Below are 23,920 nucleotides of genomic sequence, written 5' to 3'. Positions count from 1 at the left end.
CGTCTTCCCGTTAGATGCCCCAGGCATCACCCGCACCACGGTGCGGAACCACACCACAGATAGAGAGAAAAAATGAAGAACGTAACCCGCCGATCCGCACTCGGCCTGTTTGCCGCTGCCGGTGGCGCAACCCTCCTGGCTGCATGCGGTTCGCAGTCCCAGGCTTCCAGTGGCTCTGCATCTGCATCCGGTAGCGCATCTACCTCGAACGCCGAAGTTAACAACGCACGCGCCGATTACTCCGGCGTTGCAGTCCTGGACGGTTACACCTCCAAGCCTGCTGACTACCAGCTGGCAACCCGCACCGAGCCGTCCAAGAACGTGCCCGTGCCGACCAAGCCCGCCGTCGCTAATGAGAACAGCGTAGAGGGCCTGTACCAGTCCATCGCCTTCTTCGGTGCAGCCATGGAATACTACATGCGCACCGGCAAGACCGAGCCGCTGCGTGAAAGCGCTATGGACAAGAGCGAAATCAAGTCAATGCTCGAGCCGGAAGACGGCACTCTTGGCGAAAAGCTGGTCAAGGGCGAAGTTTGGATGCACGACCCGACTGTCACCATCACTATGCTTACCGCACAGCCCACCCGTGACGGTAAGGCATACACCTGGAATACCCGCTTCACCGTGACCCGTGGTGAATTCATGGCATCCAAGGATAAGGTTCTGGAGGTTCCTGAAAGCGGTCGTGAGAACGTCGTCGAGCGTACCCTGCGCGGTGTTTACGAGAACGGTGCATGGAAGCTGACTGGCATGAAGTCTGAATCTGAGGCTTCTGCATCGGCTTCTGCTTCCTAAAATTCAGCAGCCTAGAAGTGTATAGCTTCTACACCTAAAAGGCGCCCGCCCCGTGGCTTGAAAACCACGAGGCGGGCGCTACCACCGTAGATAGAGAGAACCCAATGAAGAACGTAACCCGCCGATCCGCACTCGGTATGGTTGTAGCCGCCGGTGGTGCAACCCTCCTCGCCGCATGTGGCGCGCAGCCCCAGGCAACCAGTGGCTCTGCTTCTGCATCCGGCAGCGCGTCTGCTTCTGCGTCGGCATCTAAGAGCGTACGTAGCGACTACTCCGGCGTGGCAGTCCTGGAGGGCTACACCTCCAAGCCCGCTGACTACCAGCCCGGAACCCGCACCGAGCCCTCTAAGAACGCTCCCGTGCCCGTGAAGCCCGCCGTTGCTAACGAGAACAGCGTCGAGGGTCTGTACCAGTCCATCGCGTTCTTCGGTGCAGCCATTGAGTACTACATGCGCACCGGCAAGACCGAGCCGCTGCGTGAATGTGCACTCGATAACTCTGAGCTGAAGAACTTCCTCGAACCTGACGCACGTTCCCTGGGCGCTGGTCTGCAGCAGGGCAAGATTTGGATGCAGGACCCGGCTGTCACCATCACCATGCTTACCCCGCAGCCTGAGCGTGATGGCGATACCTACAACTGGGATATTCGCCTGACCATGGACCCCGGCGAGTTCATTGCAAGCAAGGAACGCGTGCAGGAGGCCCCCTCTGAATCGGAACGTAAGGATGAGGTGAAGCGTACCCTGCACGGTGTGTACGAGAACGGCGCGTGGAAGCTGACCGGTATGCGTAATTCTTCTTCCTCTTCTTCTGCATTGGCTACCGCTTCGGCTTCTGCTTCCTAAAAGCTTCAGCCTAGAAGCGCATAGCTTCTACATCTAAAAGGCGCCCGCCCCGTGGAATAAACCCACGAGGCGGGCGCCTTTCTTATATACGCAATAAAGCATATACCCTTATCGGGATGCTACCAGATGCGCACGCGCTCCTCCGGAGCCAGGTACAGTGCATCGCCCTCAGAGACATCAAACGCCTCATAGAACTCATCAATATTGCGCACCACACCGTTCACACGGAACTCATCCGGCGAATGCGGATCCACAGAAATCATCACCTCAGCATGCTGCGGGCGGGACTTCGTGCACCAGCCGCGAGCATTCGAGAAGAAGAAACGCTGAATACCGGTCATGCCGTCAATCACCGGTGCGTCATCCAGCGACTCAATGCCCTGCTTCTTCAGCGCCAGGCGGTACGCCTTCAATGCAATCGACATGCCAGCCAGGTCGCCAATGTTCTCACCCAGAGTCAGCTCACCATTCACGTGGAACTTCGGGTCCAGACCCACCGGAACGTACGCGTTGTACTGCTCCACCAGCGCTGCGGTACGCTCCTTGAACTTCGCGTAATCCTCCTCGGTCCACCAGCTCTCCAGCTTGCCGTCGCCGTCATAGCGGGAACCCTGATCGTCAAAACCGTGACCAATCTCGTGGCCAATAATCATGCCGATATTGCCGTAGTTCGCCGCATCGTCAGCATCCGGGTTGAAGTACGGCGGCTGCAGAATCGCTGCCGGGAACACAATCTCATTCGCCGGCGGCATGTAGTACGCGTTCACGGTCTGCGGAGTCATCAGCCACTCCGACTTATCCACCGGCTGACCCTTACGGGCAATCAGCCAGTCAGCATCAAACGCACCAGTACGGCGCAGGTTCTCAAACAGGTCACCGGGCACCAGCTCCAGTGCGGAGAAGTCACGCCACTTATCGGGGTAACCGATCTTGGTGACGAACTTCGACAGCTTCTCCAGCGCCTTCTCGCGGGTTGCCTCAGTCATCCAGTCCAGCGACTCAATAGACTCGCGGTACGCCTCAAGGAGGTTGCCGACCAGAACCAGCATCTTCTCCTTGTGCGAAGGCGGGAAGTGCACAGCCACGTACTCCTGGCCAATCTCCTCACCCAGAGCCTTCTCGACAGCGCCCACGCCGCGCTTCCAGCGCTCACGAATCTGCTGGGTACCGGAGAGGGTCTTGCCGTAGAAGTTGAAGCTTTCCTGAACCAGTTCGTCGTACATGAACGGCGCACGTGAACGCAGAACAGTCCACACAGCCCACAGCTTCCAGCTCATCAGCGGGATGGAGGTGAACAGCTTAGCCGCACCCTCAAAGAAGGACGGCTGAGCCACAATAACCTGACCCAGGGTCTCCGGGTCGGCACCGAGCGCCAGCAGCCACTGGGAGAACGGGAAGCCGGGGAACTTCTCCTCCAGCTCGGTCGCCTGGTACGGGTTGTAGGTCGCCTCGGCGTCGCGGTTCTCCACAACGTTCCAGTGCAGGCGAGCCAGCTCAGACTCGTGAGTGAACACCAGCTGAGCCGCCTGCTCCGGGGTCAGGCCGAAGCCCTCAGCCAGACCGGTCAGCTCAAACATGCGGGCAATATGCTCAACGTACGCCGCGCATGCAGCCTCGTGCTTCTCTTCACGGTAGTAGGATTCATCCGGCAGACCCAGACCCGACTGGTACAGGAAGAACGTGTAGTTCTTCGGGTCCTTCGGGTCGTTGCTGGTGTACCAGGCGAACAGCTGCGGCAGACCCGCACGAGACAGCAGCGCCAGGGTCACAGCCAGGTGGGAGGGGGTTGCCGAGTTCAGAATCGGGGCGATTTCCTTCAGCAGCGGCTCCAGGCCGTCCGCCTCAATCTTCTCAACATCCATGAAGGAGTTGTAGAGTGCGCCAATACGGGACTCCGGCTGCTCCTTCGCAATCTTCTCCACCAGCTCACGCACGTGCTTCTCTGCGTTATCGCGGAGGGTGTACAGGCCGCCGTCCTTGGGGCGGTCCGCCGGGATTTCGTGGGTAGCAAGCCACTTACCGTTGACGTGGCGGAAGAAATCGTCGCCCGGCTTGACGGTTTCATCCACCCATTCTTTAGTGATTCCAGAGTTAGTAGTCATGGTTCCATTCTAGGTTCTTAACGTAAGAAGCCACACGATTACCGACAAGCCACCATATGGTGACTCACCGGTACCAGACGCTTCTCAGGGGCATTTTGCCGCTCCTCAGCGGGCTACGCGGGTGGCAGAGAAAGCGGTAGCCCCTCCAAGGATGCAGAAAACCCGCCCGCACGGTGCAGAAGAAAAACCGTACGGGCGGGCCTGTTATCTATCCCCAAAAGCTCGGCATACAGTCGGTACGCATACCGGCACGAAGCCGAACAGCCGCCACCTGCCGCAGGTTACCGCGAGCAAACCATCATCCGGTCAACCCGCAGCAGGCAGCGGAACCAATAGGCGCCTCCTAGAGGGACGCGCGGATCGCCTTGGTGGCATCCACCAGGTGACGCAGAGACTGCTTGGTCTCCTCGTAATCACGAGTCTTCAGGCCACAGTCGGGGTTCACCCACAGGTCAGCAATGGTGCCGTAACCAATCGCAGCCTTCAGCAGGGACTCAATCTCCTCCTGAGAAGGAACACGCGGGGAGTGGATGTCCCACACGCCCGGGCCCAGACCGGAAACGAAGCTCTCCGGAATGTCAGCCAGCAGCTCCATGTGCGAGCGGGCGGCCTCGATGCTGGTCACGTCAGCGTTCAGAGCGTTAATCGAGTCGATAATCTCGTTGAACTCCGAGTAGCACAGGTGGGTGTGAATCTGAGTGGAATCCTTCACGCCGCTGGTTGCCAGGCGGAAGGAGTTCACCGACCAGTCCAGGTACTGCGGCTGCTCATCGCGGCGCAGGGGCAGCAGCTCACGCAGAGCCGGCTCGTCCACCTGAATGATGCGGATGCCCGCCTGCTCCAGGTCAGCAATTTCGTCGGCAAGAGCCAGAGCCACCTGGTTAGCGGTCTCGCGGCGCGGCTGGTCGTCACGCACGAAGGACCACGCCAGAATCGTCACCGGGCCGGTGAGCATGCCCTTGACCGGCTTGTCGCTCAGCGACTGTGCGTGGGAGCTCCACGGAACGGTGAATGCCTCACCGCGCAGGCCCTCACCGTGACGCTTCACGTCACCGAACAGGATCGAGGGGCGGGTGCAACGCGAACCGTAGGACTGAACCCAGCCGTGGCGGGTGGTTGCGAAGCCGTCGAAGTTCTCAGCGAAGTACTGAACCATGTCGTTACGCTCAGCCTCACCGTGAACCAGCACGTCCAGGCCCAGCTCCTCCTGCAGCTTGATGACCGAGGCAATCTCGTCACGCAGGAAGCCGTTCAGCTCCTCAGCGGAAATCTTGCCCGCACGAGCCTCCGCACGGTGGCGGCGAATCTCAGCGGTCTGCGGGAAAGAACCAATGGTGGTGGTCGGCAGCTTCGGCAGGTTCAGGTCAGCCTGAGCCGCGCGGCGAACATCAATGGTCGGGCGGTCGAAGTCCTCGGGAGCCACAGCTGCGGCGCGGGCACGAATCTCTTCGTTGTGCTTGCGCGGGTCAGCGGCGAAGCGAGCCAGCGCCTCATCAGCAGCCTTCAGCTCCGGCTCAACAGCAGCCTCACCCTCAGCCAGGCCGCGAGCCAGCAGAGCAATCTCAGCGACCTTCTGGTCAGCGAATGCCAGGCCGTCCACGGGAACCTCGGCGGGGTCTTCCAGCTCCAGGTCGTGCGGCACGTGCTGCAGGGAGGTCGAAGAGGAAACCGACACGGCACCCTCGAATGCGCCGGGCAGCGCCTCCAGAGTCTTCAGTGCCGCGCGAACATCGGCACGCCACACGTTACGGCCGTTCACAACACCGGCAACCAGGTGCACGCCAGCGGCAGAAACAGACTCCAACTCAGCCTTCGAGTACACGCCGTGCACCAGGTCAAGGTGCAGAGCCTCAATGCCGGTACCCAGCAGTGCCGGCAGGTTCTCACGCAGGGAACCGTAGGGGCTGGTCACCAGAATCTGCGGGCGCTTCTCGCCGGCAGCCAGGGTGCGGTAGGTGCGCTCGGCAAGTTCAGCGACCTTCGCGTTGTCGGCACGGTCCACGGTCAGGCCCGGCTCATCCAGCTGAACCCACTCAACACCGCGCTCAGCCAGCTGCTCCAGCACCTGAGCGTATGCGGCAACGAACTCGTCCAGACGGTCGACGGGGGAGAAGTCCTCAGCGGAACCCTGCTCAGCCTTAGCGCCCAGCAGCAGGGTCAGCGGGCCAACAATCTGCGGGCGGACCTTCACGCCAGCCTGCTTTGCGACCTCGAGCTGCTCGTCAATAGCCTCAAGGTTCAGCTTAATCTCGGTGCCGGCACCGATCTCGGGCACCAGGTAGTGGTAGTTGGTGTCGAACCACTTAGTCATCTCCAGCGGAGGCAGGGTCTCGGTACCGCGCGCCAGTGCGAAGTAGCCGGGCAGATCCAGCAGGCCGCGGCCGTCCTTAGCCTCAGCCAGACGTTCGGGAACCAGGGTGAACAGGCGAACCACGTCGAGCACCTGGTCGTAGTAGGAGAAGGTTGCCGGAATCGAGTAGTTATCAGCCTTCAGGCCCGCAGCGGTCACGCGCTCGAAGTAGGTGCGCTGCACGTCAGCGGCGGTGTCCTGCAGCTCCTGCAGGGTTGCCTTGCCCTTCCAGAAAGCCTCCTGAGCCTTCTTCAGCTCGCGGAAGCGGCCCACGCGGGGGTAGCCAACAATGGTGGCGGCGGGGAATGCGGTGTTCGACATAATAATTTTTTCCTTTACTGGGGATAGAACTGGGAGAATCAGCGGGCCCTGCCGGCCCCGTCGATGGGGCCGAGATCCGCGGGATGCTCCCGGGGTACTTTGGGGGAAACTTAGGTGGCGCATCCGCGCCGGGTGGAGGGGGTCGCGTTTAGGCGAATTCCAGCTCGCTCAGGGGCTGGGAGAAACGGTTGCTGTATCGGGGCAGGTCCAGCTGGTCCAGAACGTCCAGAACCGCCGCATGCTCGTTGAAGGTGAAGAAGTGCAGACCCGGTGCGCCCGCATCCATCACGGCGCGGCACTGGTTCAACGCGTACTCAACACCGATGCGGTGCAGCTCAGCGTCACTGGTTGCTGTCTCTAGGGCGTAGGCGAGGTCCGTCGGGACTTCCATGCCCGCCATCTGGCAGAGGTTCTGCAGGCGCTTCAGCGAGGTCACCGGCATGATGCCCGGAATAATCGGAATGTCCACGCCCGCCAGGCGTGCCGAATCGACCAGGGCGCTGTAGCGCTCATCCTCAAAGAACACCTGAGTGATCGCGAAATCCGCGCCGGCACGCTGCTTGGACAGCAGAATCTCAATGTCCTGCAGCAGGGATGCGGACTCGGGGTGCTTCTGCGGGTACGCCGCCACACCAATCGACACCTTGCCAGCAGCCAGGTGAGCGAAATCTTCACGCTCCACGCGGCGAATGAGCTCTACCAGGTAGCGGGCGAAAGGAAGTTCAGAAACCTGACCCTCCTGAATGTCACCGCGAAGAGCCAGGAAGCCGCGCACGCCCAGACCCAGAATCAGGCGGACCGCACGCTCCAGCTCGTGCACCGAATGGCCCGCACAAATCAGGTGAGCCAGCGGGGTGAGGGAGGTTTCATGCACCAGGTGGTCGAGCAGCGCCAAGGTCTTCTGGCGGCGCTTCGCGTCACCGGCGTAGGTGACCGACACGTAGTCGGGGTTGGTGCCCTCAAGCTCCGCAATCGTGTGCAGTAGCGACTCGCAGCTCGCGTGTGAGCGCGGAGGGAACAGCTCAAAAGAAAGAGCCGGGTGAACTGTCGTCATAACCATCCTTCGTGTTCACCCGATAGATACGCACCGGCAGGGTGCGTGAATTCTTCTGCGGGATGCGCTGTACCGGTTTGCTGGTACGGCTCATCGTGGGGTGCCGAAGGGTATTCTTCTCTATCGGTTCTGGCGGGAGCACCTTGTCCGCACCCTGCACCGTGACGGTGGGGGATACTGGCGAGGTTGCTGCGACGTCGACGAGCCAGATCTCTCGGTCGCTCTTGATAGATAACGCCTTCACTCTACCCACCGCCTCCGAGGGTGTGCAAGATGTGCGGCGGTTGATGTCCTAATATTTCTGGACATGACATTGAGGCGAAATATGAACTTAATATGACTGACTATGACGAAGGGGGCTGGGGGTATTGCGGGTAGAGGCGTCGGCTGGCTCTTGGGTGCCCGGCACTATCGCAGATATACCTGCTTAATATTCGTAGACACGCGCGAATATGTGTGTTTTATCTTTCAGTGAGAGGTAGGGTAACTAATAACTAATGAGGTACCGGTAGTGTTTCGATGTCCGCTCATCGAGGAGTTTCAGGGCTCAAAGATGAGTTCAATACGACTTTGTGAGCGTGGTGAGAATGAAAAATCTATTTTCCTCTATACTCTGGTCCTTCCGCCTAGCCTGGAAAACCTGTCCCGCGACCCTGGTGAGCACCGCCCTATCGCTAGCCGTCATCGCCTGCATTCCTGTGAGCCAGTCCCTGCTGATCGGTAATACAGTATCAGCCTTGAGTGGTTCATATGGTGGCGCAGCATGGATTTATATTATTGCTCTTGCTCTTGTCGTCGGAATTAATATCATTGCTCAACGCTGGGTAAGAAGTAACATGCTTATCCTCAAATCAAAGATGAACTATCGGGTTCACTGCATGTTAAATACCAGGTTATCTACATTTCCGTTATCTGATATAGGTAGCACAAAATCACAGGAAGATATACGTGCTGCTAGAGAGGCAATATCGAAACAGGAATTGCAGGTTCACACCATGTCAGTTATGACACTGGTGAGTTCCTTTGCGATGGTTTTTCTCCTCTGTTTTAATATTGCGAACGTCAGCATTGTGGCAGCAATTTTTGCGGCGCTGTGTTCACTACCTCTATCTATTGCAATGGTAATCCTCGCTAAACGTGATTACGCAATATACACCCTAATGTACGAGGACTATCGGGTAGAGAACTACTATCTAGACAATCTGATGGCTCAAAGTCGCGCCCAAGAACTTCACCTCATGAGAGCCTCCCAATTTTTCTCGCAACGCGTAGCGTCCTGGCGACGCCGGGCAGCCGGTAGGGAATTGAGCCTTGAAAGTGTTAGAGGAATCATCTCCATAGTTGCAGGGCTACTCTGCTCTGTCTTACTTTTTGCGTCCCTGTACTTCCTTGTGGATTCAGGCGCCGATATATCGTATGTGGCCGGATCGCTGATTGGAATCATTGCCTGTGTTGCCGCGACCCAAGAGGTGGGATATTCATTTGGTCAGATTATTAATGGAGCATTATCTGTTCAGCAATTCCGAAGGGTGTGCGACTCTGATACTTACGAGCATGCTTCTGAGATAAAAACTTCTAACCCTAACCATGAAAATATTTCAAAAATTATATGCAAAGATGTATCCGTTCAGTATGAGGGCGCGTCGTCTTTTGCGCTTAAAGATATTAATCTTGAGCTGATGAATAATCAAATGATTGCAGTAGTTGGTGCCTCGGGCGCGGGAAAAACAACACTAATAAATGCAATTCTTGGAATTACACCAATTGCCCAGGGGAGCATAACGTATAAGGGTGCTTCTTCTGAGAGTAAATACAACATGTTGGCAAATGTTGGTTTGGTGAGTCAAGACTACGGCCGTTATGAACTGACTGTGCGTGAAAATCTTCTTCTGGGTTTGCCGCAGGAGGCGGTTGAGCGTCTTGATGATGCTGATTTGTGGTCGGCTTTGTCGGTGGCTTGTGCTGATGATTTTGTGCGTGGTCTTGAGGGTGGTTTGGATGCTCAGTTGGGTGAGTCGTTTGGTGGTGTTGGTCTTTCGGGTGGTCAGTGGCAGCGTTTGGCGTTGGCGCGTGTGGTTCTTCGGGATGCGCCGGTGTGGGTTTTGGATGAGCCGACCAGTGCTGTGGATGCTGAGACTGAGGAGGAGATTTTTGCTCGGTTGAAGGTGGCTGCTGTGGGGCGTTTGGTGGTGTTGGTGTCTCATCGTGCGTGGACGTTGCGTGGTGTTGATTCTGTGGTGGTGTTGGATGGTGGGTGTGTGGTGGAGCAAGGAACCTACCGGGAGCTACTGAAGGCAGAGGGAAAGTTTATGGAAATTTTCAAAAATCAGATCTCTGAAGATTCTGCAGGGCGCAAAACTTCTACTGAAAGGGGCTATAAAGATGCGTAAGATTATGGCTAATACTGTTTGGTCCGTGGTTTATGCTTTCAGAAATCACCCCGTATGGACCGTCTCCTATCTAGCGTCTGTTGTGTGCCTATCGCTATTCCCCGCTTTGCAGATGGAGGCTGTCACTAGGCTTGTTGAGCATTTGGGTCAGAGCCAGGATGAGGTGCTCCCACTAGCTCTGGGGGTTAGTTTTGTGCTGGCAGGATACATTGCCCTGGGACAAGCATCAGACTCTCTGCGTATGATTCTAAATTCTCGAATGTCAAGTACAGGTATTCAGAATGTATCTTCTCGTTTGGCGACTTGTTCTTCTCAGGAAATCGCGAGTGGTGATTATGCTCGCTCATCAAGGGCAGCTCATGATGCTGTGACAGGGGGGAGCCTGGGGTCTCAAGTTTCTACTATGGGTGCTCTGATATTCATTATTTTTTCAACGGGAGCCCTTAGTTATTCCGTAGGAAAGATCAATGTATATGCTTCACTCTGCATGCTTGCAGGCATGATTCCTGTTGCCTTGATGTCACATCTCTATTCGAGTAAAAATGCTGAGGCAATGGAAAAAATATATTCATATAGCTACAACGCATGGCATAGCACTAACCAGATTGCACAAATAACTACTGCTCGTGAGCTTGCAATTCTTAACGCTCGTTCATTCTTTGCGCATCGCGCTAATCAAGAACGGAAAAAATCTGGTGAGGAGGAAATTGGCCTAGCTCGTTACATCCTCAGAATACATACAATTGTTGGTTTTATAAGCGCTGCATTGCTAGCTTTAGCCCTTATTCTTCTAGCCACCTCGTCGCCGCCTCCCGGTGTTCTTGCTGGAGCTGTTATAGGTATTACCTCGGCTATAGTCTCGCTTGGCTCGATGGGAAGCGACCTTAGCTCGATGGCAGCGGGGTCAAACGCCATTGATATATATCGAAAGTTTATTTCTAGCGCACAGCCCGGGCAGAAAAATCCGATTGCCGATATCTACCCTGAAATCTCCAGCGTTTCCATCAGGAATCTTGCTATCCAGTATCCAAAAGCTGATTCTTTAGCTCTTAAAAACATCAATCTCACTTTTGGTCCCGGGCAGATGATTGGTATTGTCGGGCCCAGTGGATCAGGAAAGACAACCCTAGTAAATGCACTTATGGGTATGCTGAAGCCCTCCAGTGGAGACATTCTCATTGGAGGTAAGTCGGTACAGGACATATCGCCTGATGATTTATTGGCAAATGTGGGTGTGGTGAGTCAAGACTACGGCCGTTATGAACTGACTGTGCGTGAAAATCTTCTTCTGGGTTTGTCGCAGGAGGCGGTTGAGCGTCTTGGTGATGCTGATTTGTGGTCGGCTTTGTCGGTGGCTTGTGCTGATGATTTTGTGCGTGGTCTTGAGGGTGGTTTGGATGCTCAGTTGGGTGAGTCGTTTGGTGGTGTTGGTCTTTCGGGTGGTCAGTGGCAGCGTTTGGCGTTGGCGCGTGTGGTTCTTCGGGATGCGCCGGTGTGGGTTTTGGATGAGCCGACCAGTGCTGTGGATGCTGAGACTGAGGAGGAGATTTTTGCTCGGTTGAAGGTGGCTGCTGTGGGGCGTTTGGTGGTGTTGGTGTCTCATCGTGCGTGGACGTTGCGTGGTGTTGATTCTGTGGTGGTGTTGGATGGTGGGTGTGTTGTGGAGCAAGGAACCTACCAAGACCTAACGACCGACCCTACATCACGCTTCAGGAAGCTCTTCGCCTCCCAACTGGAAGGGAAATAACCTCGCAACATACCCACACAACGTAGAGTTAAAAGCATGGAACGTATTGAATCTCCCGTCTACCGCAGGCTCGGCAACTCCGGCCTCGTCGTACCCAGCGTCGGCATCGGCTGCAACAACCTCGGCCGCCCCGGCACCCCCACCCGCACCCAAGAAGGCACCAACGAAGTCATCGCCGCCGCAGTCGACGCCGGCATCAGCTTCTTCGACATCGCCGACCTCTACGGCGCCGAACCCGGCCTCTCAGAAACCATGTTCGGCACCGCCCTCACCCAGCTCGGCCTCGACCGCGACGAACTGACCATCGTCACCAAATTCGGTCTGCCCGTCGGTGACCTCAACGGCAACGACCGCAACGCCCGCGGATCCCGCCGCTACATCATGCGCGCCGTCGAAGGGTCCCTCCGCCGCCTCGGCACCGACTACATCGACCTGTACTTCTACCACAGCCCCGACCCGAACACCCCCATCGAAGAAACCCTCAGCGCCCTCGACCAGCTCGTACGCGACGGTAAGGTCCGCTACCTGGGCCACTCCAACTTCTCCGGCTGGCAGCTCGCCCACGCCGAACATTGCGCCCGCGAACTCGGCACCGAACGGTTCATCGTCGCTGAAAACCACTACAACCTGCTCGACCGCCGCGCAGAACTCGAAATCCTGCCCGCCGCACGACACTTCGGCATGGGTGTGCTGCCGTACTTCCCGCTCGCTAACGGCCTGCTGACCGGCAAGTACCGCCGCGACAACATTCCCGCCGGTTCGCGCCTGTCCCACTCCAAGAAGAACGTGCTCGACGCCGCCAACTGGGACCAGCTCGAAGCCTTCCACAGCTTCTGCACCGAGCGCGGCATCACCGAGGTGCAGGCGGCGTTCTCCTGGCTCGCGCAGCAGTCGCCGGTCACCTCCGTCATTGCCGGTGCGACCAGCGCCGGACAGGTACGCGCCAACGCGCAGGCAGCCTGCCTGCGCTTTGACGCTGAGGACCTCGCCGCCCTGGACGCTATCTTCCCGGCACCCGAGAAGATCGCGCTGTTCTAAACGTCTAAACGCGGGCTCCCTCTCAAAGGGGCGCTCAGACGGTCGCACCAGGCGGCCGTAAAATATGCTGAAAAATGTCCGCGGTGAGAAATAAATATCACCCGCCGAACGTTTTCGCTAGGATTAGGTGAGGTGCGTCTAACCTGACGCACCTCACCTACCCCACTGACAGGGCTGAAGAACCACCAATGTCGGTGTAATCTCACCTACCCCCTCGGCATCAAAGGACACCATGAGCGCACAGAGCACCGCCTCCACCCTGCCCCCGCTGGGCACCGGGAAGCACAGCCGATACCTCGGCATCATTGCACTCATCGCCACCTTCGGCGGTCTGCTCTTCGGCTACGACACCGGAGTGATTAACGGCGCGCTCGAACCCATGAGCCGCGAACTCGGCATGGACTCCACCGCCCAAGGCTGGGTCACCGGATCCCTCGCCTTCGCGGCGGCTATTGGCGCGCTCACCTGCGGTCGCATCTCCGACCGGTACGGCCGCCGAACCACCATCATTGGGCTGTCCACCATCTTCTTCTTCGGCGCCCTGACCTGCGTCTTCGCACCCAACGTCGCCGTGCTCATCACCGGACGAACCCTGCTCGGCCTGGCGGTCGGTGGCGCCTCCGCCGTGGTACCCGTATTCCTTGCAGAGCTCGCACCCTACGAAATTCGAGGCTCCCTCTCCGGCCGCAACGAACTCATGGTCGTGGGCGGTCAGCTTGCCGCGTTCATCGTGAACGCCCTCATCGGCAACCTGTGGGGCGAACACGACGGCGTGTGGCGCTGGATGTTCGCCATCTGCACCCTGCCCGCCATCGGCCTGTTCGTCGGCATGCTGCGTGTGCCCGAATCGCCGCGCTGGCTGCTGCGCGTCGGCAAGCGTGAGCAGGCGCTGGAGGTTATGAAGCGCATCCGCTCCACCGAGCGTGCCGAGGCTGAGATTGCCGACATTGAACGCACCCTGCAGGTGGAGGCGACCGCCCAGAACACCGCGGCGGCTAAGGACAGTGCGGGCGTGCGCGGCTGGTTCATGCGCATCCTGCTCGTCGGTATTCTGGTCGGCGCAGGTCAGCAGCTGACCGGCATCAACTCGATCATGTACTACGGCATTAAGGTGCTCAAGGAAGCCGGTTTCAGCGAATCCGCGGCGCTCATTGCGAACATTGCACCGGGCACGATTGCGGTGCTCGGCTCCATCCTGTCGCTGCGTCTGATGGAGCGTGTACCGCGCCGCGTCATGGTCATTACCGGCTATAGTTCGACCGCGTTTTTCCACGTGCTGATTGCGGGCGCATCCATGCTGCTGCCCGCCGATAACGCGGCGCGCCCCTGGATTCTGCTGGTGCTCATCGTCTGCTTTGTGGGCGCGATGCAGACCTGCCTGAACGTGTCGACGTGGGTGATTATGAGCGAGCTGTTCCCGCTGCGTGTGCGTGCGGCGGGTATGGGCATTTCGGCGTTTAGCGGCTGGATGATGAACGGTATGCTGTCGCTGGCGTTCCCCGTGATTCTGGGTGCGGTCGGTCTGACCGGCTCCTTCATCGGCTTTGCCGTGGTGAACGTGATTATTGCGCTGCTGATGTTCCGCAACCTGCCGGAGACTCGCGGCGTGAGCCTGGAACAGGTGGAGCGCGGCGTGATGGACGGTAGCATCTACCCCTCCGCACGCGGGCGCTAAACCCGGCGGTTTTTCAGGTACGCATGAGGCGGGCGGCACCTCCCCGGTGGAGGCGCCGCCTGCCTTGCTCTATGCGTTGAAAGACTAGTCTGCAGGGTTCTCTGCGAGGAACTCGTCGAGGCCGATGCGGTAGCCGTCATCTTCGGCGCGCGCCTTGCGCAGAGCCTCAATGTCGAGGAGCTCTTCGTACTCTTCCAGCAGCTTCAAATCTTCGTAGGAGATGAGCGCGGCAACAGTCTTACCGTTGCGGCTGATGAGGGGACGTTCGCCGGAGAACACGGCTTCGTTGACTTTGGTTCCGAGGTTGTCGCGGAGTTCTTTAAGAGTCGTGACATTGGAACGAGTCCGGTGAGTGGTGACAGTCATGACTGGTTCCTTTCTGGGGTTTGTCCGTTAGCTCCGAGGATAGTTCTTGTGCAGGTTCCATTCAAGAAGCTACAGGGTGAAGAAGGGTACAGGGCACGAGTAGGGAATTACCGCATTCTGTACACCATTGATAACGGGGCGGTTGTTGTTGAAGTTTTCCGAGTCGGTCATCGGCGAGAAGTCTATCGCGGCCTATAGAGTGAGTCAGCGTGATGGGTTGTAGTGCTGCCCCGACCGCGCTGTTCGTTGAATGAGAAGCAAGGAACCCCTACCCTGCGCCACCACCCCTTAAGTGATACGGTCGAAGAACAAGTAATGGATTCACGTGCTGAAATGCACGCCCGACCCTGCCCCACGCGCATCGCCCGGACGCCCGCATCCAGCACGCCACAACTCTATAACGAACACGGGTGAACAATGACTGAGAACGTACACAACGACTGGGACCTCCGAAGCGAAGAGGTCCAGAAGGACCAGGTAGCTGCCTACGACGCAATGCGCCGCCGTTGCCCCGTCGCCCACGACGAATTCATGGGCTACTCCGTCTTCAAAAACGCCGACGTACAGCACGTACTCGACCACCCCGAAATCTACTCCAACGTCGTCTCCACCCGCCACATCGCCGTCCCCAACGGTATGGACGCACCCGAACACACTACCTTCCGCGCCGTCAACGACAAGTACTTCACCCCCGAACGCCTCGAAAAGTTTGCACCCGTCATCCGTGACGCCGTGAAGACCCTCATCGCAGAACTGCCCCGTGGCGAAGAAGTAGACGTCATGCAGGGCTTCGGCCAGGCCTACGCAATGCGCGTACAGAACGCCTTCATGGGCTGGCCCGCATGCCTCGAGCAGCCCCTCACCGAATGGATCGAAAAGAACCGCGTCGCCACCCTGCGCCGTGACCGCGAAGAAATCGCGAAGGTCGCCCTCGAATTCGACGGCTACATCCGCCAGCTGCTCGACGAACGCCGCGAGGACGCCGCAGCAGGCAACCCCAAGGACATTACCGCCGAACTGCTTACCGACACCGTGCAGCTGCCCGGCGAAGAGCCCCGCACCATGACCGACGAAGAAATCGTCAGCCTCATCCGCAACTGGACCGTGGGCGAGCTGTCCACCGTCTCCGCAACCGTGGGCGTATTCGTCAACTTCCTGGCACGCAACCGCGCCGAGCAGGACCGCCTGCGCGCCTCCCTCGCCGACGGCAACGCACTCGACGACCGTAGCGAAATCGCCCTCGCCGTCGAAGAAATCATGCGACTCGAAGACACCCTCGTCACCAACCGCCGCATCACCACTCAGGACACCGAACTCGGCGGCCGCACCCTGCCCGCTGGCTCCCGCGTGACCATCAACTGGGCAAGCGCCAACCGCGACGAGGACGCCTTCGAAGACGCCCTCACCTACAACCCGCACCGCGACCAGTCCCGCAACCTCGTGTACGGCGACGGCATCCACGTCTGCCCCGGCGCGCCCCTGGCACGCCTGGAACTGCGCATCCTGCTCGAGGAGCTGCTGCGCGGCACCGAGTCCATCGAGATCGCGGACGAGAGCGAGAAGCCCGCAACCGTGAACGCCGTGTACCCGGTCTCCGGCTACTCGGTCGTGCGCGCCATCTTCAACTAGGCACGATCCAGCCATAAAAAGTGCGAGGCGCCGAACCCCGAGAATGGGGGTCGGCGCCTCGCGCTGTTAAGAGTAAATATAAGAGTGAATAGTAGGGTAGTGGTGGTCGGTATCAGCCGCTCACTATAGATAAAAAGGAATATTCCCAGGCGGCTATATAGCCTAGTGGGCTACCTAGAAAGCCGAATCTAGCGGCCGGAACTCGTCGCCGAAGGCTTCACCGAAGAACCCGCAGAACCGCTCGCAGATGCACGAGCCGAAGCACTCGCAGAAGCCGAAGCAGACGCCTCCGCCGCAGCCGATGCCGACTCCTCCGGGGACAGAGCTGTACCATCTGGATGAACACCAGCCATCGCCGGAGTCACACCATTCACGAAGCTCAACTTCGCCTGCTTGAACTGGTAATCGGGGGAGCAAGTCAGCTTGTACTTCGAATTCGCCAGCTCGCGAATTGTCTTCACATAATTCTGAGTCTCCTCGTACGGGGGAACACCGCCGTACTTCTCCACAGAACCCGGACCCGCGTTATAACCGGCAAGAACCACATCCTGCAGCTCATCCTCATTGGAGGCGTACTTCGCTAAACGAGTACGCAACTCAGCCAAGTAGCGCGCCTGCGCCGCAATCGCATCGTGCGGGTTCAGAACGTTACCGCCATTGCCGAAGCTGTAGTGGCCGCCGCTCCACGCATCATCAGTGAACTGTGCAATACCCTTAGCGCCCTGGTGAGACACAAGGCCCACACGCCAGTGGCTCTCAGTCTCAATCTGCGCCGCCAGCACGCCCGGACGGAAACCCGCCACCTTAGAGCCCTCCTCAAAATCGGAGCGGAGAGCCGCCGGAACATACGAAAGCTCCGTCATACCGCAATAGTCGTCATAGGTGGCTGCCAGGCCGGCAACACCGCCACCCAGAAGAACCGCAGAGGCAATAATCTGCCAATGCGCAAGTGCCCCGGCGAGAAAGCGAAGCGGGAAAGCTTTACGCTGCCGAGGAGAAGTCTGTGCGTCCGCCGAAGCGGGGGTGTGGTTGTTGGCGCCCGTAGCGCTGCGCTCGGAAGAGGCGCTCGAAGTGCTATCTGCCATTCCTATAGACTAGCGCACCATGCCCGCTCCTGGCTAAGAAAAGTTCGCCCATGAGGCTAAAAGCATAGTTCGCCGATGCGCGTGCAGGCTCCTGCCGGGGCGTGTGCAGGGGCTCTGGGCTGGCTCTGTATCGGCTCTGTAGGAGCCTGTGCGGGGCAGAAAGGCGGCACAGCAAGACAGCGCAGAAAGACCCCGCCCGGCGCATCCATTCACAGGATGCACCGGGCGGGGTCTACCTCTCACGGGGCGCTAGAAGCGCCTAGCGTGAGGGTTTAGCGGGTAGCCACTACTAGCGATCAGTGACCACGATCTTGCCGGCGGCGCCGCGCTCCATCTCCGCGAAGGAATGGTTCACGAACGTGTAAGTGCCAGACTCCAAGAACTGCATCTCCACGAAGCCGCCCTGAGCGGGCGCCAAATCGAGTGCCTGGCTGTGGCCGTCACGGCTGCCGAACGCATCCGCGCCGCGGCGCATCAGGTAGCCGCCCTCCTTGTAGACGGTGTCGAATTGCGAACCGACCACGTGGAAGCTCGTGCCGTGGTTCGGGCCCGCAGCCATCACCCAAACACGGATACGCTCGCCCTTCTTCACCTGCAGCGGCTTCGCCTTGTACTGGGTTGCGTGGCCGTTGAACATGGTCAGCGTGGGGGTGCCTGCCGCGATCAGATCCGGCGAGTTCTCCGCCAGCTTGTTACCGTCGGAGGCGGTCTTGCCGGTGTCGTGCAGGTACGCCTCGCCCTGAACCATCACGTACTCATGATCGACCGGGTCAAGGTCCGCCGGGTCAATGATGACCGCGCCGTACATGCCCTGGGTCATGTGCAGGCTCAGCGGGGCGGTGCCGCAGTGGTACAGCCAGATACCGGCACCCTTCGCCTCAAAACGGTAGACGAGACGCTCACCGGGGGCGATGGTCTTCATCGTGTTATCGGGGGACACCATGCCCGCGTGGAAGTCCAGCGAGTGGCCCATCGTGCCGTTATTGATGAGTGTAATTTCAAAAATATCGCCGACCTTGCCGCGCAGAATCGGTGCCATGTTCTGCCCGTTGAACGTCCACATGTGAACGGTCACGCCGGGCGCCACCTCGCGGTCGACTTCCTCAACTTCCAGGGTGACCTTGCGGACGGTCTTGCCGTTCACCTGCGTGGCGGTGTTCGGTGCCGGGATGTTCGGGTCGCGGTACTTGTAGCCGCTGCCGGGCGCTGCGGACATGTCAATCCTGCTGTTTGCAACGGTCATGAGGGTCGGGGTGCTACCCGACGCGGCGTGGTTGTGGCCGCCCGTAGAACCGTGGTTGTGGCCGCCCTGCGCCACCTGGTTTGCGGAGGCGCCGGTCGCCTTCACCTTGAACACCATGCCCAGGGAGCGGTGACCCGCCACGGAGCAGTAGCCTTCCTGGTCGGCGGTAATGACGCCGGCGTCAACGGTTTTCGTTTCGCCGGGGTTGATGGTGCCGGTGGTTGCGCCGTTGTCGAAGGTCAGGTCGTGGGTCATGCCCTCGTCGTCGTTGGTGACCTCGACGACCAGGCGGTTACCGGCGGGCACCTCCACCTCTGCGGGGGTAAAACGGTAGTTGCTGGTCGCCTTCACCTGCACGGTGGTGGTCTGACCGGTCGCTGCCACGGAACCTGCCGAGGAGAACGACGGCAGGTTCAACGCGGACGGGTTCACGGCGAAGCCCAGCAGGAACGCCATGGCAACCGCCAACGCCGCCTGGAAGCTCTGCTTGGCGTGCGGGACGGGCTCCGGGGTCAGCGCCTCCTGGTTGAAGGCGGGCTTCTCGCCGCGGGCGCGTGCCGCCATCATTTCCTTGCGGGTGTTCACGGACGCCTTCACGCCGCGCACCATGAGCGGAATGAACGCCATGAGCGCCAACGCACCCACGATAGCGACGGCAATCTTAATGGACTGGCCCACCATGGAGCTGGGCATCATGAAGATAAGCAGCGCCAGGTTCACGGCGGTTACGCGTGCCGCCGCGAAACGGCTGAACTCCTTGTTGGAGGCGCGAACCACCGCAGGGCCGCCACCCATGCGCTGCGGCAGCAGGTAGCTCATTGCGCCGAGCAACAGCTGCAGCAGGAAGCCGACCACGAAGACGGGGGTCACGGCGCGCATGTCCAGCTGTGCGAACGGGGTGGTTGCCACCATGTACGCGGTCGCTGCTACACCAACAATCAGCCAGAGGAAGCCCATACCCACGCTCATGGGCGGGTACTCGTTCGGGCGCTTGGTTTGCAGGGTACGCACCATCACCCAGGCGACAATCAGCAGGGCAACCAGGTAGACGACCAGACCCGCAGCAGCGAGCGGGCGCGTCCCCATAGCCGCGCCGATAACGGTCAACGCCAGGCCGCCGCACATGAGGTACAGGGCGCGCAGGCTGTGAGTGAGCGCCTTATCGACCATCTTCGTGCGCAGCATGGTCGGCCAGAACGTCACCAGCGTACCCACCGCGGTAATACCGACGAAGCCGAGCACGTTCACCGCCTCGTGCGCCAGCAGGAACTGCGAATGCAGGGTGCCGGAGAGGTTCGGGTAGGCAATCATGGCGCCAAACGCCGCGCCGAGGGGCAGCAACAGCGCCGCAACAATGTAGAAGCGAATGGTCACACCGAACCGCGACGGCAGAGCCTGACGCACCTGCTTCAGCAGGTAGATGCCGTGCCAGGCGACCATAGAACCGACAATGAGGGCGCCCACCACCGTGGCGGCGTAGAGGCCGGGCACGCTCAGCTGACCGACCATGCCGATCATGAGCACGAGAATACCGGCGTTCAGAATGAAGATTCGGCGCACCTGGGTTCCGCGGTGCTCGTCAGGAATCTTGATTTTCATGAGCGCTTCGGTGAAGTGCTGCGACCAAATCAGGATCGAGTTCGTAATCAGGCCGAGGGTGACAATGTGCACCATCAGCCAGCCGCTATTCGGGATAAACCTGTGCAGCAGAAGTACGCCGACAAGGGTAAACATCCAGTGGGAGACGGGCTTGGAGGCGCGACGATGCCACGTACCGCGACCGGATGCGCGGCGTGCAATCTCTTCGGGGGTGAGGTTCGCGCCGGGCACATCAGCCGGGCGCGCGCCAATGCTCAGGCCGGAGGAGCCGCCTCCGGAGACGTTTACGCCTGCGGGCTTGCCGCTCGTGTTCTCACCTTCGGGTGGGGTGCCGAGATGTTCACTCACGTGATCACTGCTTTCACTGCTGGTTGTTCGTGGACGTCGGTGTGCGGGGCACCGTCAGCCCCTGCGTTGGGGCGGGTGCCAATAAGCCCATTATATTGCCCGGTTAGTACCAATTTTGAAGACATGACGTGCATATGAAGGCGGCTTGTAGTGTGATAGTTCTGCTTGTGCACCCGATTGCGTACCCGAGCGAATCTGCCCCTGTGAATCTGCCCCTGGGATTCTTCTCCCCGATGCACCCTTCACAGGTGCGCGCGATAAACTATTAGGATTCCAAAATCAGATGCCCGCCCACCCCTCGCGCGCATCCGCCGGCACCAAGGTAAGGACAAGCACCTCGTGACAAGGACTGACTCCACCACCCCCATCTGGGGAAAAATCGCTATTGTGGCACTCATCCTCATTGTTGGCGGTGGATACGTCATCAAAATGCTCACCAACCCCTTCTCCGGTATGGACTTCTCCATCTACCGTCTGGGTGCGATGACCATTTTCGATAACGAGGGCTTTACCCAGGACCTGTACTCCCCGACCCTGAACGATCACGGCGTCATCAAGCCGCCGTTCACGTACCCGCCGTTCGCGGCGATGCTGTTCTTGCCGTTTGCTTTTATTCCGCTGGAAGTCGGCAAGGTCATTATGGTGGTCGGTTCGGCTGTGGTGGCGTGGTGGATTTCCACGATCATTTACAACTATGTGAATGCGCGCGGTCGCGAACTGCCCCTGCAGCAGTACTTTGGTCGTGCGGGCACGATTGCGGTGCTGACTATTCTGGTGGTTTCGGCGGGGCCGTGGCAGCGCACCCTGGACCTGATTCAGATTAACCCGTTCATTACGGCGCTGATTCTTGCCGATTTTGTGCGCCCGGCGACCCGCGTGCCGCGCGGCGTGCTGATTGGTATTGCGGGCGGCGTGAAGCTGACCCCGCTCGTGTTTGGTCTGATTCTGCTGGTCCGCCGCGACTGGAAGGGCATCGCGACCCTGGGTGCAACGTTCTTCGGCACCATTGCGCTGGGTTTCATTCTGATGCCTAAGGACGCGCCGGAGTTCTGGTTCTCTGCGCTGACGAACCCCTCCCGTGTGGGTGGACTGAACTTTGTGGATAACGTCTCGATTCAGGGTTGGCTGCTGCACTTTGGTCTCTCTGAGAGCGCCGCGAAGCCCGTCTACTACGCCCTGGCGCTGGTCACGATTGTGCTGACTGCCGCACTGCTGTACCAGCTGGAACGCCGCGGTGCCGCGCTGGCGCAGGTGGCGGTGACCGCCTCCCTGATGGTGGCGCTGTCGCCGATTAGCTGGTCGCACCACAACGTGCTGCTGCCCCTGCTGGCTGCCGTGTTCATCATGGATGCGTTCCCCACCTATTTTGCGGTTCAGCCGGCGTGGCTGCGGGTGACAGCGACCGTGTTCGCGGTGGTTGCGGTGTTGGGCCTGTACCTGTCGCCGATTAGGATTGCGTCCTGGTTCCACGGTAGCGCTGATGGTTTGGAGCAGCTGGCCCCGGGCGCGTTGGCGGTTTCGGCTATTCCCGCGTTCTGCCTGTGGGTGACGATGACGCTCTGGTCGGTTGCCGCCCTGAGCGCGCCGGTGCGTGGCGCGAAGGTTGAGCCCGTGCAGTACGGTTCCGTGCGTAGCGACGCGCCTCTGGGCTGGTGGGGCGCCCGTGCACTGGTGACCGAGAGCGCCGAGTCTGTGCGCGCCGCCGCTTCCCGTGAGGCAACCGCGTGAGCCACGACAAGAATCGTGAGAAGAACGCCGAGGCGGTAGCGCCTATAATCCCATGGGCTTCGGCTGGCTCTACTGCTGAACCTGCACCGGTTGCAGAACCGGCTGCTGAAAGCGCTGTAGAAAGCGCGGAGCCTGCCGCAGAGCCCACAAAACCTGCGCGTCCAGGTTTCTTTGACCGCATCCCCGGTATGCGCAGCGGTGCTCTCTGGGCGCACCTGCTGTTCATCCTGGTTGCCCTCTACGCCTTCGACTACGTGACGCACGCGGCGGCTGACGATATTTACGTGTACCGCCTGGGTGCTGTCTCCCTGGCGGATGGCCCGGACGGCTACCAGCTGTACACTTTCCGCACGCGCGGCCTGCCGTTCACCTACCCGCCGTTTGCGGCGCTGCTCTTCTACCCGCTCGCGTTCCTCACCGAGCCGCAGAGCATGCTGCTGATTACCGCCATTATTTGCGCGCTCTGCTACTGGTGCGCGTACCTGCTGTACTCCTACGCCCGTAGCCGCTCGTGGCGTCTGCCGTTGCAGAAGCACCTGGGCCATTGGGGTATGGTGTCGCTGATTGCGGCGCTGATTTGGATGTGCGGCCCGTGGCGTTTGACCACGCATTTTGGGCAGATTAACGCCATCATTCTGATGCTGATTCTCGCCGATTTTATGCGCCCGGCAACCCGCGTTCCGCGCGGTGTGCTGCTGGGTATTGCGGCGGGTATTAAGCTGACCCCGCTCGCGTTCGGTCTGCTGCTGCTCATGCGTAAGGACTGGAAGGGCATTGCGACCCTGGGCGCGAGCTTCGCCGCGACCGTGGGTATCGGCTTCCTGGTGATCCGGGAGGAGTCGCTGACGTTCTGGTTCCACGCGGTGCGTGACACTTCGCGTGTGGGCTGGTTCAGCTACTTCGATAACGTGTCGATTATGGGTACACTGACCCACGCGGGCCTGCAGCATCACCTGACGGCTACCGCCCTGTCGGTGGTGCAGGTGGCGTTGACCCTGCTGATTGTGCTGGTTACGGCGGTTCTGCTGGTTCCGCTGATTCGTGCCCGCGCGCTCATGGCGCAGCTGGCGCTGACCGCGTTCATGATGCTGCAGATTTCGCCGATTAGCTGGTCGCACCACAACACCTGGTACCCGCTGATGCTCGCCGCCGTGGTCATGGAAATCTTCCCGCTCATGTACCAGCGGGTCAGCTCCTTTGTTTTCACGCTGGCTGTTATCTTGGCGACTGCGGCGCTGGTGGGTATGTACATTTCACCGTTCTGGATTGTGTTGGCGTTCTCCCCGCACTTCAACGCGGATCAGATTCTGATGGTGCCCGAAGGCTCCCTGGGCCTGATGGCTGGCACCATGCCGTACCAGCTGATGTACCTGTTTATCCTGGTGACGTTCTTTGTGTACCTGGCGAATCGTCAGCTGGTGGAACGTACGGCACACGCCGCGGGCGCCGAACTGGCGGAGGCGAAGTACTCCCGCTAAAGAAACCGCCCGCTCATGGTTGCTGCCCGCTTGCGGCGGCGGGCGCCTCCAGCAGGGCGTAAACCCCGCCGGACATAACCGCTGAGCATAAAAGTATCCCCCGCACCCATCACGGGCGCGGGGGATA

The 23,920-nt window shown here is 59.6% G+C and carries 16 protein-coding genes and 1 riboswitch; of the genes, 10 read left to right on the top strand and 6 right to left on the bottom strand.

Features of this window, described 5'->3' with window-relative positions; genetic code table 11:
• Nucleotides 1-72 precede the first annotated feature (72 nt).
• Nucleotides 73-795, top strand: a complete 723-nt coding sequence (locus tag LPB405_RS04185) for a DUF6318 family protein (protein WP_219101997.1) — start codon at nt 73-75, stop codon at nt 793-795.
• Between the two features lie 104 nt (nt 796-899).
• Entirely contained in the window at nt 900-1,640 is a 741-nt protein-coding gene (locus LPB405_RS04180) for a DUF6318 family protein (protein ID WP_012904319.1), read from the top strand.
• A 119-nt stretch (nt 1,641-1,759) separates the two neighbouring features.
• On the opposite strand, the gene LPB405_RS04175 is transcribed toward LPB405_RS04180, so the two are convergent.
• The 3 genes from LPB405_RS04175 to LPB405_RS04165 form a co-directional block, all read right to left on the bottom strand.
• Entirely contained in the window at nt 1,760-3,742 is a 1,983-nt protein-coding gene (locus LPB405_RS04175; RefSeq protein WP_219101996.1) for a M13 family metallopeptidase, read from the bottom strand.
• Between the two features lie 343 nt (nt 3,743-4,085).
• Nucleotides 4,086-6,413, bottom strand: coding sequence for a 5-methyltetrahydropteroyltriglutamate--homocysteine S-methyltransferase (gene metE, locus LPB405_RS04170; RefSeq protein ID WP_219101995.1), 2,328 nt, complete (start codon nt 6,411-6,413; stop codon nt 4,086-4,088).
• A gap of 148 nt (nt 6,414-6,561) precedes the next feature.
• Nucleotides 6,562-7,467, bottom strand: coding sequence for a methylenetetrahydrofolate reductase (locus LPB405_RS04165; protein WP_219101994.1), 906 nt, complete (start codon nt 7,465-7,467; stop codon nt 6,562-6,564).
• 117 nt (nt 7,468-7,584) lie between these two features.
• Nucleotides 7,585-7,701: riboswitch (SAM riboswitch) on the bottom strand.
• A gap of 353 nt (nt 7,702-8,054) precedes the next feature.
• On the opposite strand from LPB405_RS04165, the gene LPB405_RS04160 reads away from it, so the two are divergent.
• The 4 genes from LPB405_RS04160 (at nt 8,055) to LPB405_RS04145 (ending at nt 14,317) form a co-directional block, all read left to right on the top strand.
• Nucleotides 8,055-9,857 (top strand): ABC transporter ATP-binding protein, encoded by a 1,803-nt coding sequence (locus tag LPB405_RS04160; protein WP_219101993.1) that lies wholly within the window; start codon nt 8,055-8,057, stop codon nt 9,855-9,857.
• On the top strand, nt 9,850-11,604 hold the full coding sequence (locus LPB405_RS04155; protein ID WP_219101992.1) for an ABC transporter ATP-binding protein: 1,755 nt from the start codon (nt 9,850-9,852) through the stop codon (nt 11,602-11,604). The genes LPB405_RS04160 and LPB405_RS04155 overlap by 8 nt, the downstream gene beginning before the upstream one ends.
• Before the next feature lie 36 nt (nt 11,605-11,640).
• On the top strand, nt 11,641-12,642 hold the full coding sequence (locus tag LPB405_RS04150; RefSeq protein ID WP_012904313.1) for an aldo/keto reductase: 1,002 nt from the start codon (nt 11,641-11,643) through the stop codon (nt 12,640-12,642).
• Nucleotides 12,643-12,874: 232 nt separating this feature from the next.
• On the top strand, nt 12,875-14,317 hold the full coding sequence (locus LPB405_RS04145; RefSeq protein ID WP_219101991.1) for a sugar porter family MFS transporter: 1,443 nt from the start codon (nt 12,875-12,877) through the stop codon (nt 14,315-14,317).
• A gap of 84 nt (nt 14,318-14,401) precedes the next feature.
• On the opposite strand, the gene LPB405_RS04140 is transcribed toward LPB405_RS04145, so the two are convergent.
• Nucleotides 14,402-14,683 (bottom strand): type II toxin-antitoxin system prevent-host-death family antitoxin, encoded by a 282-nt coding sequence (locus tag LPB405_RS04140; protein WP_005509047.1) that lies wholly within the window; start codon nt 14,681-14,683, stop codon nt 14,402-14,404.
• Here LPB405_RS04140 and LPB405_RS09170 point away from each other — a divergent pair.
• Nucleotides 14,666-14,881: a type II toxin-antitoxin system RelE family toxin gene (locus LPB405_RS09170; protein ID WP_374021075.1), complete on the top strand. Its 216-nt coding sequence runs from the start codon at nt 14,666-14,668 to the stop codon at nt 14,879-14,881. The two genes, LPB405_RS04140 and LPB405_RS09170, sit on opposite strands and share 18 nt — an antisense overlap.
• Before the next feature lie 219 nt (nt 14,882-15,100).
• Nucleotides 15,101-16,312: a cytochrome P450 gene (locus LPB405_RS04130; RefSeq protein ID WP_219101990.1), complete on the top strand. Its 1,212-nt coding sequence runs from the start codon at nt 15,101-15,103 to the stop codon at nt 16,310-16,312.
• Nucleotides 16,313-16,500: 188 nt separating this feature from the next.
• Here the strand turns inward: LPB405_RS04130 and LPB405_RS09145 are convergent, their stop codons facing one another.
• Nucleotides 16,501-17,397, bottom strand: a complete 897-nt coding sequence (locus tag LPB405_RS09145) for a lytic transglycosylase domain-containing protein (RefSeq protein ID WP_219101989.1) — start codon at nt 17,395-17,397, stop codon at nt 16,501-16,503.
• A gap of 289 nt (nt 17,398-17,686) precedes the next feature.
• A complete protein-coding gene (locus LPB405_RS04120; protein ID WP_219101988.1) occupies nt 17,687-20,587 on the bottom strand; it encodes a multicopper oxidase domain-containing protein in 2,901 nt (966 codons plus the stop codon).
• Nucleotides 20,588-20,926: 339 nt separating this feature from the next.
• Here LPB405_RS04120 and LPB405_RS04115 point away from each other — a divergent pair, with 339 nt between their 5' ends.
• Both LPB405_RS04115 and LPB405_RS04110 read left to right on the top strand, forming a co-directional pair.
• Nucleotides 20,927-22,315 carry a glycosyltransferase 87 family protein gene (locus tag LPB405_RS04115; RefSeq protein WP_219101987.1) on the top strand — a complete coding sequence of 463 codons (1,389 nt, stop codon included), beginning with the start codon at nt 20,927-20,929 and terminating at the stop codon, nt 22,313-22,315.
• Entirely contained in the window at nt 22,312-23,793 is a 1,482-nt protein-coding gene (locus tag LPB405_RS04110; protein WP_219101986.1) for a glycosyltransferase 87 family protein, read from the top strand. Before LPB405_RS04115 ends, LPB405_RS04110 begins: the two co-directional genes overlap by 4 nt.
• The last annotated feature ends 127 nt before the right edge of the window (nt 23,794-23,920 follow it).

The organism is Rothia mucilaginosa (assembly GCF_019334805.1).
Taxonomy (GTDB): domain Bacteria; phylum Actinomycetota; class Actinomycetes; order Actinomycetales; family Micrococcaceae; genus Rothia; species Rothia mucilaginosa_C.
The sequence above is the reverse complement of the archived record's forward strand: the minus strand, read 5'-3'. Positions and strand labels throughout refer to the sequence as shown.